At 46.7% G+C, this 13,972-nt stretch carries 14 protein-coding genes, 3 tRNA genes, 1 other RNA gene and 1 other annotated feature; of the genes, 15 read left to right on the top strand and 3 right to left on the bottom strand.

Annotated elements, in window-relative coordinates:
* The first annotated feature begins 111 nt into the window (after nt 1–111).
* Nucleotides 112–1,578, top strand: a complete 1,467-nt coding sequence (gene guaB, locus Q7C19_RS15555) for an IMP dehydrogenase (protein WP_035409917.1) — start codon at nt 112–114, stop codon at nt 1,576–1,578.
* Between the two features lie 42 nt (nt 1,579–1,620).
* On the opposite strand, the gene pdxR is transcribed toward guaB, so the two are convergent.
* Nucleotides 1,621–3,024: a MocR-like pyridoxine biosynthesis transcription factor PdxR gene (gene pdxR, locus Q7C19_RS15550; protein WP_375092409.1), complete on the bottom strand. Its 1,404-nt coding sequence runs from the start codon at nt 3,022–3,024 to the stop codon at nt 1,621–1,623.
* Between the two features lie 116 nt (nt 3,025–3,140).
* Here pdxR and pdxS point away from each other — a divergent pair, with 116 nt between their 5' ends.
* The 8 genes from pdxS to Q7C19_RS15510 all read left to right on the top strand — a co-directional run bounded on the left by pdxS (nt 3,141) and on the right by Q7C19_RS15510 (nt 8,535).
* Complete coding sequence (gene pdxS / locus Q7C19_RS15545; RefSeq protein ID WP_375092408.1) at nt 3,141–4,028, top strand: pyridoxal 5'-phosphate synthase lyase subunit PdxS; 888 nt, start codon at nt 3,141–3,143, stop codon at nt 4,026–4,028.
* Nucleotides 4,022–4,600, top strand: a complete 579-nt coding sequence (gene pdxT / locus Q7C19_RS15540) for a pyridoxal 5'-phosphate synthase glutaminase subunit PdxT (RefSeq protein WP_290747830.1) — start codon at nt 4,022–4,024, stop codon at nt 4,598–4,600. Before pdxS ends, pdxT begins: the two co-directional genes overlap by 7 nt.
* A 91-nt stretch (nt 4,601–4,691) precedes the next feature.
* Nucleotides 4,692–5,927, top strand: coding sequence for a D-alanyl-D-alanine carboxypeptidase family protein (locus Q7C19_RS15535; RefSeq protein ID WP_035409897.1), 1,236 nt, complete (start codon nt 4,692–4,694; stop codon nt 5,925–5,927).
* 12 nt (nt 5,928–5,939) lie between these two features.
* Nucleotides 5,940–6,147 (top strand) — a binding site (T-box leader).
* Nucleotides 6,148–6,208: 61 nt separating this feature from the next.
* Nucleotides 6,209–7,486: a serine--tRNA ligase gene (gene serS, locus Q7C19_RS15530; protein ID WP_035409899.1), complete on the top strand. Its 1,278-nt coding sequence runs from the start codon at nt 6,209–6,211 to the stop codon at nt 7,484–7,486.
* 136 nt (nt 7,487–7,622) lie between these two features.
* Nucleotides 7,623–7,713 (top strand) — tRNA-Ser (locus Q7C19_RS15525).
* Between the two features lie 39 nt (nt 7,714–7,752).
* Nucleotides 7,753–7,843, top strand: a tRNA-Ser gene (locus Q7C19_RS15520).
* Nucleotides 7,844–7,878: 35 nt separating this feature from the next.
* Nucleotides 7,879–7,968, top strand: a tRNA-Ser gene (locus tag Q7C19_RS15515).
* A 102-nt stretch (nt 7,969–8,070) separates the two neighbouring features.
* On the top strand, nt 8,071–8,535 hold the full coding sequence (locus tag Q7C19_RS15510) for a DinB family protein (protein ID WP_035409903.1): 465 nt from the start codon (nt 8,071–8,073) through the stop codon (nt 8,533–8,535).
* 73 nt (nt 8,536–8,608) lie between these two features.
* On the opposite strand, the gene Q7C19_RS15505 is transcribed toward Q7C19_RS15510, so the two are convergent.
* Together Q7C19_RS15505 and Q7C19_RS15500 are read right to left on the bottom strand one after the other, a co-directional pair.
* Nucleotides 8,609–9,286: a deoxynucleoside kinase gene (locus Q7C19_RS15505; protein WP_029343036.1), complete on the bottom strand. Its 678-nt coding sequence runs from the start codon at nt 9,284–9,286 to the stop codon at nt 8,609–8,611.
* The gene (locus Q7C19_RS15500; RefSeq protein WP_375092407.1) at nt 9,283–9,912 is read right to left on the bottom strand and encodes a deoxynucleoside kinase; all 630 of its coding nucleotides are present in this window, start codon (nt 9,910–9,912) and stop codon (nt 9,283–9,285) included. The genes Q7C19_RS15505 and Q7C19_RS15500 overlap by 4 nt, the downstream gene beginning before the upstream one ends.
* 108 nt (nt 9,913–10,020) lie before the next feature.
* Between Q7C19_RS15500 and tadA the strand changes: the two genes are divergently transcribed.
* The 6 genes from tadA (at nt 10,021) to Q7C19_RS15470 (ending at nt 13,795) form a co-directional block, all read left to right on the top strand.
* On the top strand, nt 10,021–10,527 hold the full coding sequence (gene tadA, locus Q7C19_RS15495; RefSeq protein WP_035409909.1) for a tRNA adenosine(34) deaminase TadA: 507 nt from the start codon (nt 10,021–10,023) through the stop codon (nt 10,525–10,527).
* A gap of 48 nt (nt 10,528–10,575) precedes the next feature.
* An RNA gene (gene ffs, locus Q7C19_RS15490) (signal recognition particle sRNA large type) lies at nt 10,576–10,842 on the top strand.
* Nucleotides 10,843–10,937: 95 nt separating this feature from the next.
* On the top strand, nt 10,938–12,623 hold the full coding sequence (dnaX, locus tag Q7C19_RS15485) for a DNA polymerase III subunit gamma/tau (protein WP_035409912.1): 1,686 nt from the start codon (nt 10,938–10,940) through the stop codon (nt 12,621–12,623).
* A gap of 18 nt (nt 12,624–12,641) precedes the next feature.
* Complete coding sequence (locus tag Q7C19_RS15480) at nt 12,642–12,962, top strand: YbaB/EbfC family nucleoid-associated protein (protein WP_029343040.1); 321 nt, start codon at nt 12,642–12,644, stop codon at nt 12,960–12,962.
* A gap of 18 nt (nt 12,963–12,980) precedes the next feature.
* A complete protein-coding gene (gene recR, locus Q7C19_RS15475; RefSeq protein WP_023469882.1) occupies nt 12,981–13,580 on the top strand; it encodes a recombination mediator RecR in 600 nt (199 codons plus the stop codon).
* Nucleotides 13,577–13,795 carry a YaaL family protein gene (locus Q7C19_RS15470; RefSeq protein WP_375092406.1) on the top strand — a complete coding sequence of 73 codons (219 nt, stop codon included), beginning with the start codon at nt 13,577–13,579 and terminating at the stop codon, nt 13,793–13,795. The genes recR and Q7C19_RS15470 overlap by 4 nt, the downstream gene beginning before the upstream one ends.
* Nucleotides 13,796–13,972: the final 177 nt, after the last annotated feature.

Below are 13,972 nucleotides of genomic sequence, written 5' to 3'. Positions count from 1 at the left end.
TATGTGAAACTTCAGACTGTTCTGATTATTGGTCGAGTCATTGACATGACACCCTCTGCTTGTTACCATAACATCAATATTCTTTTATAAAAGAGAAAGCGAGTGGATAACATGTGGGAGAACAAATTTGCTAAAGAGGGTTTGACGTTTGATGACGTCTTACTCGTACCCCGTCGTTCGAGTGTCTTACCGCGCGACGTTGATTTATCTGTCACGCTATGTGAAGGGATCACACTTAATATTCCGTTGATCAGTGCTGGGATGGATACAGTCACAGAAGCTCCGATGGCAATCGCAATGGCACGCCAAGGTGGTCTTGGTGTCATTCATAAGAACATGTCAATGGAAGAACAAGCAGAACATGTCGATCGCGTCAAACGTTCTGAAAATGGTGTCATCACGAATCCGTTCTATTTAACGCCAGAGCGTCAAGTCTACGATGCTGAGTATTTGATGAGTAAGTACCGCATCTCAGGTGTTCCGATCGTTAACAACGAAACAGAGCGTAAATTAGTAGGAATTTTGACGAACCGTGATCTTCGTTTCGTTAAGGATTATTCGACTGTCATTGAAACAGTAATGACAACAGAAGAACTCGTGACAGCAAAAGTTGGTACGTCCCTCGCAGAAGCAGAACAGATTCTCCACAAGCATCGCATCGAAAAGTTACCACTCGTTGATGAGAACGGTGTGTTAAAAGGATTAATCACGACAAAAGATATCGAAAAAGTCGAACAGTATCCACATGCTGCGAAAGATCAATTTGGTCGTTTACTTGTCGCAGCAGCTGTCGGTGTGACGAAAGACGCTTCAACACGTGCGAAGTTCCTGGTCGATGCAGGTGTTGATGCACTCGTCGTCGATACAGCTCACGGTCACTCAGAAGGTGTTCTCGTCAAGGTACGTGAATTACGTGAAGAATATCCAACCTTACCAATCATTGCGGGCAACGTTGCGACTGCAGAAGCAACACGCGATTTGATTGAAGCCGGCGCATCTGTCATTAAAGTCGGTATCGGACCTGGTTCGATTTGTACGACACGTGTTGTTGCAGGCGTCGGTGTACCACAGATCACAGCCGTCTTCGATTGTGCGACAGAAGCACGTAAACACGGCGTTTCGATTATCGCTGACGGTGGCATTAAGTACTCTGGCGATATCGTGAAAGCACTTGCTGCTGGTGGTCACGCTGTCATGCTCGGAAGCTTGCTTGCAGGAGTAGAAGAGAGCCCAGGTGAGATGGAAATCTATCAAGGACGTCAATTCAAGACGTACCGTGGTATGGGTTCTGAAGCATCGATGAAACGCGGTAGCCAAGACCGTTACTTCCAAGAAGCAGACAAGAAGTTCGTTCCAGAAGGAATCGAAGGAAGGGTCGCTTACCGTGGTAAACTCGGTGACTCAGTGTACCAACTCGTTGGTGGTATTCGTTCAGGTATGGGATACTGTGGTGCTGCGACGTTAGAAGAATTGCGTGAAGAGACACAGTTCATCCGTATGACGGGCGCTGGTTTGCAAGAAAGCCATCCGCACGATATTCAAATTACCAAAGAAGCCTCTAACTACACACGTCAATAAACAAAAGCCTCGTCTTTCTCTAGCAGAAAGGCGAGGCTTTTTTTATGATGATCTATGCAGATTCCATGCGTCTATCAATAATTGTAATCCTTCCGTCAACTCATGCTCAGAGAGACTCGCAAATCCAAGAACGATTTGAGGCGTATTGGAGAGAAGCGGTAACTGGGCGTATTGAGAGAGACCGTATACTTGGATGCCTTGTTGTTGTGCCCGCTTTACTAGCTCTTGCTCCGTCATTCCGTTCGCTACGGAAACGACAACATGGAGTCCAGCACTTTCGCCAGTCAACCGTAAGGCAGGGATCCGGCGAAGCGATTGGATCAGCACATCTAGTTTACGACGATAGACTTTACGCATCCGATTGAGATGTCGTTCAAAGTCGCCCTCTTTCATGAAACGTGTCAAGATCGTTTGATCAAAGCGTGAGACACTACAAGTATAATGGGATAATTCGGCATGATACTGTGCGCGTAAGACTTCCGGTAAGACCATATAACCAATCCGTAGTGAAGGCATGAGCGATTTTGAGAAGGTACTCATATAAATGACACGATTGCTGTCCATGTTGTGCAAAGACGGGATCGATTTACCGCTATAGCGGAATTCGCTATCGTAGTCGTCTTCGATGATAAAACGGGTCGGATCCATCGCCGCCCAGTTCAACAACTGGTGTCTTCGATTGACGGATAGGATGCTACCGGACGGAAACTGATGTGCCGGTGTGACATACATGACATCAACATTTGATTCCTGCAGTTGATCGATGCGTAATCCATTCGCATCGACACGAATCGGTTCAATCATTCGTTCATGATTTTCAAGCAAGAGGCGTGTCGTATGATAACCGGGATCTTCGATGCCGTACGTGACGTTTCGTCCTAGTAAGAAAAGAACGATGGGCAACAGTTGCTCGATACCTGAACCGACGACGATCTGTTCCGGAGAACAGACGACACCACGTGAGTGATAGAGATAAGTCGCAATCTCTTCGCGCAACGTTAGATCGCCTTGCGGATGACCGAGCGAGACGAGTGGATGGTGATCGGTATCTATGATGTCTTTGGCATACTTTCGCCAACGGGTGAACGGGAAAGAGATCCCTTCAATCTTACTTGGATGAAAGTCATACGTGATGACCGGTTTTTCTTTAGTCACACGCGGTTCGATGACGGGTGAGGTTTTGACGTAAGCAAGTTCCTCATAGGCAAGAACGAAATACCCTTTACGCGAGATGGATTCGACATAACCTTCTGCGACAAGTTGTTGATAAGCAAGCTCAATCGTCGTTTGACTTAAGTTCAAGAATTGACCGAGCTTTCGTTTAGAAGGCAGTTTCGTGCCGTACGCTAAACGTCCGGCGATGATTTCGTTTCGGATCTGTTGATAAAGTTGTTCATAAAGAGGTTTCTCTTGATCGCGTGTAAGTTGAAATGATAGCATGTCCATCTCGTATGACTCCTTCATAATAAACTGACCTGTTAAAATCATTATAAACTGATACTTTTAAAAGTGTCAACGTTCCGTATACTAAAGGGGTGAAAGTCAACCAAGGGGGAATGGATATGGAACGTCAACAAGGAACGGATCGTGTCAAACGTGGAATGGCTGAAATGCAAAAGGGTGGCGTCATCATGGATGTCGTCAATGCGGAACAAGCAAAGATTGCGGAAGCAGCAGGAGCTGTTGCAGTCATGGCACTCGAACGTGTCCCGTCGGATATTCGTCGTGACGGAGGTGTGGCACGGATGGCAGATCCGTTGATCACGGAAGAAGTACTTGGGGCAGTCTCGATCCCCGTCATGGCAAAATGCCGAATTGGTCATATCGTCGAAGCGCGTGTCCTTGAATCGATGGGGGTCGATTTCATCGATGAGAGCGAGGTACTGACTCCGGCAGACGAGCAATATCATTTACTGAAGTCGGAGTTCACCGTACCATTCGTCTGTGGCGCACGTGATCTTGGGGAAGCCGCTCGCCGGATTGCCGAAGGAGCGGCGATGATTCGGACAAAAGGCGAGCCTGGAACTGGGAACGTCGTCGAAGCCGTTCGCCATATGCGACAAATTCAAGCGCAATTGAATCAGATTTTGCATGTCAGTTCAGATGAATTGATGACATTTGCGAAAGAGTGGGGTGCTCCGTACGAAGTATTACGAGATATTCGGACACAGGGACGTCTACCAGTCGTCAATTTTGCAGCCGGAGGAGTTGCGACACCAGCTGATGCCGCTCTCATGATGCATTTAGGGGCAGATGGTGTCTTCGTCGGATCGGGGATCTTTAAATCAGAACACCCAGAACGTGTGGCTCGCGCGATTGTTGAGGCGGTTACGTATAAAGATGATTTTGAACGGATTGCCTCTTTATCCAAAGGGCTCGGAATAGCGATGAAGGGAATCGATGTCACTTCGATGCCGTTTGAAGAACGGATGGCGACACGCGGATGGTAATCGGTATTCTTGATGTTCAAGGAGCGGTCCGTGAGCATCGACAGCAACTTGAAGGTCTTGGTGTAGAGGTCGTTCTCGTCAAACATGCGAGTGATCTCGAGAGACTGGATGGACTCGTCTTACCCGGCGGCGAATCGACCGCGATGCGTCGATTGATTGAGCGTTATGCCTTGCTGGAACCGCTTCGGGAAAAAGCGACGACGTTACCGATGTTCGGAACATGTGCCGGAATGATTCTACTCGCAACCGCTGTCGAAGCAGGTCAGAGTCATCTCAACGTGATTTCGATGACGGTCCGTCGGAATGCTTTCGGTCGACAAATCGATTCATTTGAAGGATTGCTACCGGTTGAAGGAATTGAGGAGTCGATTGAGGCAGTCTTCATTCGAGCGCCATTGATTCTATCTGTCGGAGAAGGAACACGAGTGATCGCGAAGGTTGAAGACCAAATCGTCGCTGTCGAGACATCACTTCACCTCGCGTGCTCGTTTCATCCTGAATTGACAGAGGACGATCGCTTACATCAGTATTTTTTACAAAAGATTAAACAGCGTCAATCGATCCGTTCGTAAAGCGTGGAAGCATCTGACAGGTTCTACTGTCGGGTGCTTCTTTTGTGCTACACTATTTGTAAAATGAATGATTGAGTGAAGGAGAGACACGATGAAACGAATCTTGCTACTCTGTTTAAGTGTCCTGCTGGTCGTAGGTTTTCCTACAACTGGACAAGCGGCACCTTCGATTCAAGCAGAGTCTTACATAATGGCCGATGCGGTCACAGGAAAAATCCTCCTTCAATCGGAAGCGGATGTTTCTCTACCACCGGCTTCGATGACAAAGCTGATGACGCTTTACCTCGTTCGACGACAAATCGAATTAAAAAAGCTGACGTGGGATCAAAAAATCAAACCGAGTGCAAAAGTATTAAAGCTTGCGAACACGTCCGGCATCGCTCGTGTTCCCGTTAAAGCAAAAACGTATACGGTTCGTGAGATGTATAACGCGGCGTTCATTAAATCAGCCAATGATGCAGCCGTCATGCTAGCCGAAACGGTATCCGGTTCAGAGGCGACGTTCGTTGAAGAAATGAATGAGACAGCGAAGTTATTCGGGATGAATGATACAGAGTATGCGAATGCCTCTGGTCTAGATGCTGTCGATGCGACGCTTCCAGGAACAAATCTGATGACAGCGACGGATATCGCGTTACTCGTCATCCGCTACATCAAGGATTATCCGGATGTACTGGATGTGACGAATAAAACACAGATGAAACTTGATGGAGAGGTCTTGAATAACTCGAATAAGATGCTGGCGAAGGAAAAATTCGCATATGCTGGCATGCGGGGGATGAAGACAGGAACGACCGATTTAGCAGGTTACTGCTTTGCGAGCGTAACGACGCGGGATAATATGACACTTGTCACGGTCGTCATGCGAACGGATTCCGATCAAGCCCGTTTCAAGGAAACGAAAAAGCTACTCGACTATGGTTTTGCGACGTTTGAGCCGTTGACGTATTACGGAAAAGGGGAACGGATCAAAGACGCTCTTCCGATTAAAGGGGCAACCGTCCGGCAGTTAGACGTCGTCACGGACGGTTCGTTATACATCACGGTCTTAAAACAAGCGAAGACGCGGGAACCACGGTTCGACTTCTCAAAAACAACAGCTCCTGTGACGAAACAAGAAGTCGTCGGTACGGTACAGGTCGCGGACGATGGGGTCTATCTACCAGGTTTTGAGACACCGCGTGTGAATTTGTATAGCGCAACTGCCGTTCCACTTGCGAGTGTTCCGACACGCCTCGTCCGCGCTTGGACGGCTTGGTCGAAGCAAATTGAACAAGCGATTCAACAATCGGCTCTTGTCAACTTCCAAGACGATGGTGTAAAGTAAGACTAATCTCATAAAGATGCTATGAACGGACCAAGTAGATGTATCGATACTGTTAAGAGAGCTAGTGGGTGGTGTGAACTAGTCAGATCGATGGATTGAATCGAGCCGGATCGCACACCTTGCGAACAAGGTGCGGGTACGCCCGTTATCGCGTCTTAAGTTGGCTAGATGTGTCTAGCAATGAGGGTGGCAACGCGGATCCAGGTGATTCGTCCCTTTTCGGTAGGAATACCGGAAAGAGACGAGTCGCCTTTTTTTATGACATAAAGGAGGAATTGCAGATGATTGATATTAAACGATTACGCCAAGATTTTGACGCCATTCAAGAAAAGTTAGCGCACCGAGGAGAGGACTTGACGGACATGAACCGTTTCCTTGCACTTGATGAGAAGCGTCGAGAATTGATTGCGCGGACAGAAGTGTTGAAAGCAGAACGAAATGAAGCGACGAAAAAAATCGCTGAACTGAAACGCAATAAAGAGAATGCAGATGAAGCGATTGCTGCGATGCGTAGTGTCGGGGACGAGATCAAGACGCTTGACGACGAATTACGTGACGTCGAAGCGACATTGAATCAACTTCTCCTCGGTATTCCGAACATTCCACATGACAGCGTACCGGTCGGTTCTTCTGAAGATGACAATGTCGTCATCCGTGAAGTCGGTGATAAACCAGCGTTTGATTTCGAAGCGGTTCCGCACTGGGATTTGATGGAGCAATTAAAGATCGTTGACGTAGAGCGTGCTGGAAAGGTCACAGGTAGCCGGTTTGTCTTTTATCGTGGGGCAGGGGCACGTCTTGAGCGGGCATTGATCAACTTCATGATGGATCTCCATCAAGATCAGCACGGCTACACAGAAATCTTGCCGCCACTCATGGTCAACCGCGATTCAATGACAGGAACAGGACAACTGCCGAAATTCGAGGAGGATGCGTTCAAGATTGAAGAGACGAACTACTTCCTTGTACCGACAGCAGAAGTTCCAGTGACGAACATGCACCGCGAAGAAATCCTGACTGCTGATCAGTTACCGATCGGCTATGCCGCATACAGCCAATGTTTCCGTTCAGAAGCTGGTTCTGCCGGACGCGATACGCGCGGTTTGATCCGTCAGCACCAATTCAATAAAGTTGAACTCGTTCGTTTCGTCAAACCAGAAGAATCTTACGAGCAACTTGAATTGTTAACGGGACAAGCAGAGACAGTCTTGAAAAAGCTGAAACTGCCGTATCAAGTATTGAGCATGTGTACAGCTGATCTTGGATTCACGGCTGCGAAGAAATACGACATCGAAGTCTGGATGCCAAGTCAAGGCGTCTACCGTGAAATTTCTTCTTGTTCAAACTTTGAAGATTTCCAAGCACGCCGAGCGCAAATCCGTTTCCGCCGCGAAGCGAACGCGAAACCAGAATTCGTTCACACGTTGAATGGTTCTGCTCTTGCAGTCGGTCGGACAGTTGCTGCGATCTTAGAGAACTACCAGCAAGCGGATGGATCAGTTGTTATTCCAGAAGTACTTCGTCCATACATGGGTGGTCTTGAAGTGATTCAAGCTTAAGTCAGAAGGGGGAGTAATCCCCCTTTCTGTATTTTAAAAAGTTTTTTTAGAAAAGGTCTTTACACGTTAAAAGGCAGATGCTATCATAATTAATGTCAGGAAAACAGATAGGTCATCATGATCTGGTAAGAAGTACGGAGGCGTACTCAAGTGGTTTAAGAGAACGGTCTTGAAAACCGTCAGGCGGCGAAAGCCGTGCGTGGGTTCGAATCCCACCGCCTCCTCCATTTTTATTTTTTGACAACGACATGCACGTTTTATAGCTTGGAGGCGTACTCAAGTGGTTTAAGAGAACGGTCTTGAAAACCGTCAGGCGGCGAAAGCCGTGCGTGGGTTCGAATCCCACCGCCTCCTCCACTTCTTTTTTTTTACCCAAAAATAAATGTAATCATGGAGTCGTACCCAAGTCCGGCTGAAGGGGACGGACTCGAAATCCGTTAGGGGTCGCAAGGCTCGCGTGGGTTCGAATCCCACCGACTCCGCTTTTTATAAAGCATCTCAATTCTGAGGTGCTTTTTTGTTGCATCGATTTCTTCGTGCATGCTATGGTTGCCTACGTGAAAAACGAAGAAGAGGTGGACGAAATGAACGAACAAACAAAAGAATCGTTGCTTTCGCATTATGCGATGACGATGACATATGTAAAAGACTTAGAACAGATTTCAGAAGAAGCATGGCGGACATCGTATGCGGAAGGTAAGTGGACGGTTGCTGAGATCATTGGTCACTTATCACCATGGGATCGTTTCATGGTCGCAGAGCGTATTCCGTACTTGCTCGCGGGTGAACCATTCCGTGTTGCGCCGGATAGCCAAGCCGTCAATGACGAAGCAGCGAAGATGAGCCGTGAGCAACAACGGATCTTGACGATTGATGAGTTTTTAGTCAGCCGTGACTTATTGCGCCGTGCAGTCGAATTGATTCCAGAAGATCGCCTGCAGGACAAGGTCGTCATTAAAGACAAAGAGTTGACGATTGGTCAGTTCCTCGGAGCGATGACTCAACATGATTTACACCATATGGAACAGATCAATCAAGTGATTGGTTAATAGGAGGGAGATGCGAAACGCGTCTCCTTTTTTTGCGCAAAAAAAGATCTGCCTAAGAGGCAGATCTGATCAGTTATCGTGTATTGGCAATGCGCGCAACTTCAAGTTGTTTTTCGATCTTCGCGAGAATCCGATCGATCGATTCTGGCTCGTTCAGTAAATCGTATTCGTCGATCGACAAGCGGAGTACCGGGCAAATCGTGAAGTTGTTGATCCAGTTCGTATAGCGTTCATACATCTCTTCCCAATATTCGATTGGAGTCTGTTGCTCCATCTCACGTCCGCGAAGACGAATCCGTTCAAGGACTTGCTCGAACGAACCTTCGAGATAGATCAAAAGATCTGGATGTGGGAAGAATGGTGTCATGACCATCGCGTCAAATAAACTTGAATACGTTTCATAGTCCGTTGGAGACATCGTTCCTTTTTCGAAATGCATCTTAGCGAAGATTCCTGTATCTTCATAGATTGAACGGTCTTGGATGAAACCACCACCGTATTGGAAAATCCGTTTTTGCTCCTTGAAGCGTTCAGCCAGGAAATAGATTTGGAGATGGAAGCTCCAACGCTCGAAATCATGATAAAATTTATCCAAGTAAGGATTCGTATCGACTTTTTCGAGTGACGTCCGGAAACCAAGGGCATCTGCCAATCCGTTTGTGATCGTTGATTTACCGATCCCAACCATACCGCCGATCGTAATGACGGCATCTGCCGGGATGTTGTATTGTTCGCGTAGCTTCAAGTTCATACGTGGTTCGCTCCTTCATATAATTCGTTCCGGATCGTCGTCAAGACGTACTCGAGATCTTCCGGTCGCTTGACGAAGTCGAGTGCATCCCCGTCGAAACGGATGATTTTGACTTCCGGATGTTTGGCTTGATATTCCGTGACGAATGTCTCATAATCCTCTGCCAATTGTTCGAGATAAGCACGTGACATATTTTCTTCGATTTCTCGTCCGCGTAGCGCAACACGTTTCATCAAGGTGTCGATGCTTGCGTTCAAGTAGATGACAGCATCCGGTTTCGGCATGTCCGTCGTCAGGATCGAATAGATTTGTTCGTACTTCTCGAGGTGCTCTACCTTGAGAGAGCGGTGTGCAAAGATTAAGTTTTTAAAGATATGGTAATCAGCAACGACAGAGCGTTGTTTACTGAGGTAATGACGTTCGATATCATCGAGTTGTTTGAAGCGATTGCACAAGAAGAACATTTCCGTCTGGAAGCTCCATTCTTCGATATCTTCATAGAACTTTCCAAGAAAGGGATTTTCTTCGACGATTTCGCGTAACATAGAAAAAGAGAAATGGTGACTGATGGCGTTCGCAAGTGATGTTTTGCCTACACCAATCGGTCCTTCAACCGTTATGAACATATACAATGACCCTCCGTTCAGCAAAGTGCAATTTATATTTTAGCACAAAGAAGTACGACTTGCTGAAGTTTCAAAAGGAGAATTTTTTTAGAGTGAGGAGTATCATCGATGGAACGACAGGAACACTATATGCGACTTGCGATCGAAGAAGCAAAAAAGGCAGAACAGATTGGAGAAGTTCCGATTGGATGTGTCATTGTCAAAGACGATGAAGTCATCGCGACGGGTTACAATCACCGGGAAACGGATCAACAGGCGACGGCACATGCCGAGTTGATCGCGATTGAGGAAGCTTGCCGAAAGCTCGGGAACTGGCGACTTGAAGGGTGTGAGCTCTACGTGACACTCGAACCGTGTCCGATGTGTGCGGGTGCCATCATGCTGTCACGGATCGAACATGTCATCTTTGGTGCCGTCGATCCGAAGGGTGGATGTTGTGGAACACTGATGAACTTGGTGCAAGACGATCGGTTCAATCATGTCTCACAGTTGACGAGCGGTATATTAGAAAAAGAGTGTGGGGAGATGCTAACGACGTTCTTTCGGGAACTACGTGCGAAAAAGAAAGCACGAAAGCGGGCAATGGGTTGCATCACACCAGATGAAACAGTATAATGAAAAAGCACTGAAACAAGGTGCCACTAAAAATCGATAAACCATTTGCCGTGCTAGGTGGGGATGTAGCGGTTCCCTGTCACTCGCAATCCGCTATAGCGAGACTGAATTCCATGTCGAGGGATATGATTGGTGTGGTCTGCCTCACGTAAGTAGCGTTGACGTTTGAGTCCTGCGCAACAGATACCCATGAACCAGGTCAGGTCCGGAAGGAAGCAGCCTTAAGTGGTGCTCTCTGTGTGTTGCAGGGGTGCTTGGACTGAGCAGGCTGCGTGAGTAACGCATGTTGAACATATTTCAGAATATGGTGCGCGGCAGTTTAATTTTTAAAGACAAGTCTACAGCCGGTTTCGGTTGTAGACTTTTTTAGGTAAAATAGAATGAGGAACTTAAAAAGAGGAGGCGCAAACTTGGCCTATCAAGCACTATACCGCGTATACCGTCCGCAACGTTTCGACGAAGTCGTTGGACAAGCGCATATCACCCGTACGATCCAAAATGCATTGATGGAGGGACGCATGTCCCACGCCTATCTATTTTCGGGTCCTCGTGGAACGGGAAAAACGAGTCTTGCCAAAATCATCGCTAAAGCGATCAACTGTGAGCATGCTCCGGTCAAAGAACCGTGTAATACGTGCCCCACGTGTCTTGCGATCACGGAAGGATCAAGTCCAGACGTCTTCGAAATCGATGCCGCTTCCAATAACGGCGTAGATGAAATTCGGGAAATCCGGGATAAAGTCAAATATCCCCCTTCAGAAGCAGCCTATAAAGTCTATATCATTGATGAAGTACACATGTTGTCGACAGGCGCCTTTAATGCACTGCTTAAAACACTAGAAGAACCGCCGGCACACGCCATCTTCATCTTAGCAACGACCGAACCACATAAAATCCCAGCGACGATCATCTCCCGCTGCCAACGTTTCGATGTAAAGCGGCATGAAGTCGATCAACTTGTAGAACGGATGCAATATATCTTAAAAGATCAATCGATCGAGTATTCGGATACGGCCTTACGATTGATTGCCCGTGCAGCGGATGGTGGCATGCGTGATGCACTGAGTCTACTCGACCAAGCGGTTGCTTTTTCAAACGGTGATTTGAACGATGCTGCTGTTCTTGAAGTAACAGGGGCAGTAGAAGATGAAGCATTACTAAACATTGCCCGTGCCTTGCATGAACATCAAGTCGACCAGTTGTTACAGACGCTTGAGACGATGCAACGAGCGGGAAAAGATTTAAAACGTTTCGTTGAGGATCTTGTCTTCTTTTACCGAGACACCTTATTATTGAAAGCCTCTCCTACAGCTGTCGACTTGCTAGAGCGTGCTCGCCCGACGGATGAGTTCAAACAATTCGTTGAATCGATTGAAGCAGAGACATGCTTTACGATCATTGATCAGTTACATGACTGCCAACAACAGATGCGGTTGACGAATCATCCGCGGGTCCTCGTTGAGATTGCCTTCATTCAAATCGCGGAACAAGGAAGAACGACGGGGCAGATCGTCCAAGCGTTGCAGCAGGAAGTCCGCGAAATGAAGGAACAGATGCATCAGTGGAAGTCGAATGGTGTTCCAGCTCAAGAAGCGGCTGCACCACAAGCGCAGCCGAAGCGGAAACAAGGACGACCAACCGTTCGAATCGCCAAAGAGCGGATTCGCCAAATGCTAGAACGAGCAGAAAAAGCCCAGTTGCGTGAGATTCAGGAACGCTGGGATCATATCCTAAAGTGGATTCTAAAAGAAGATGGACCAATCTACTCGTTGCTTCATGAAAGTAAACCGGTTCTCTGCTCTGCGGATACGCTATTGATCGAATTCGATGACGGTAAGGGATGGCATTTCGAGCAAGTCATGACCAATGAACGAACACGTTTCGTGATTGAGGAAGCATTATATGAAATATGCGGCGTCAAACGCGAAATTTTAGCGATTCTCTCAAACGATTGGCATGAACTGAAGGCAGAGTTTGTTGCTAAGCGAAATAGTAGTAGTATAGAAGAGAAGGAAACAAAACAAGAATCGGAGAGCGATCAGTTATTGTCCGAGACGCTTGGTCGTTTTGGTGATATCGTAGAGTTCGAAGATTAAATTCGAGGAGGAATACAGATGCGCGGAATGGGAAACATGAATAATATGATGAAACAGATGCAGAAAATGCAAAAGGATATGGCGAAAGCACAAGAAGAATTAAAAGATTTGACAGTGACAGGTACAGCAGGAGGAGAAATGGTCTCAGTCGTCGCCGATGGTCATAAAAATATCGTAGATGTCATCATTAAAGAAGAAGTCGTTGATCCAGATGACGTTGAAATGATTCAAGATCTCGTCTTAGCTGCAACGAACGATGCTTTGAAGAAAGTCGATGAACTCGTCTCAAGTAAAATGGGGAAATTCACACAAGGTATGAATCTGCCGGGAATGTTTTAATTCGTAGGAGGAAACCACTTGCAATATCCTGAAGCGATTAGTCGTTTGATCGAAAGTTTTACAAAACTACCGGGGATTGGTCCGAAGACAGCAGTTCGTCTAGCGTTTCATGTCCTTGATATGGAAGAAGACGATGTCTTGATGTTCGGAAAGGCATTGGTCAGTGCGAAGCGCGATATTGCCTACTGTAGCGTCTGCGGGAATATCACGGATCAAGATCCTTGTTATGTATGTACAGATAAACACCGAAACCGTACGATCGTCTGTGTCGTCCAAGATTCAAGGGATGTCATTGCAATGGAAAAGATGCGAGATTACCAAGGGTTGTACCATGTCTTACATGGAGCGATCAGTCCAATGGAAGGGATCGGTCCAGAGGATATCAATGTATCTAGTCTACTGACACGTCTTCAAGCGGACGAAGCGATTACGGAAGTCATCTTAGCAACCAATCCGAACATCGAAGGAGAAGCGACGGCGATGTATCTATCGCGTCTCTTAAAACCGACGGGTATTCGGATCACTCGGATTGCCCATGGTCTTCCGGTCGGTGGAGATCTAGAATACGCAGATGAAGTGACGTTATCTCGTGCAATGGAGGGACGTCGCGAACTATGAGTTGGTTTCGAAAGAAGATTCGCAGTGAGTACGACGAGCGTTTGTTAGAAGAATTAGCAAAAGCAAAAGAAGATTATTTGATTAAACGCCATCTTCTAGAAATCAGCTATGATGACTATGGTGATTTAGAAGCGCAAATGAAGTTAGCGGAATCACTGTATTTCTTCTATATAAGCGAAGCAAAAAGAAGACGCGTCTCATTGATGATGAAGTAAACCGCAGCCATTCTTGTCTGCGGTTTTTACATGCTCTAAAAAAACTATAAGTTATTTTAATAAAGTAGTTGCGCCTATCTAATTATCGTGATATATTAATTCATGTCCTTAAGAGGACGAGCGCTTACGGCAAACAAGTAAAAAACAATTTCAAAAAAGTTGTTGACTTCTTGTTTT

This window comes from Exiguobacterium sp. PHA03 (assembly GCF_041945985.1).
GTDB lineage: Bacteria > Bacillota > Bacilli > Exiguobacteriales > Exiguobacteriaceae > Exiguobacterium_A.
The sequence above is the reverse complement of the archived record's forward strand: the minus strand, read 5'-3'. Positions and strand labels throughout refer to the sequence as shown.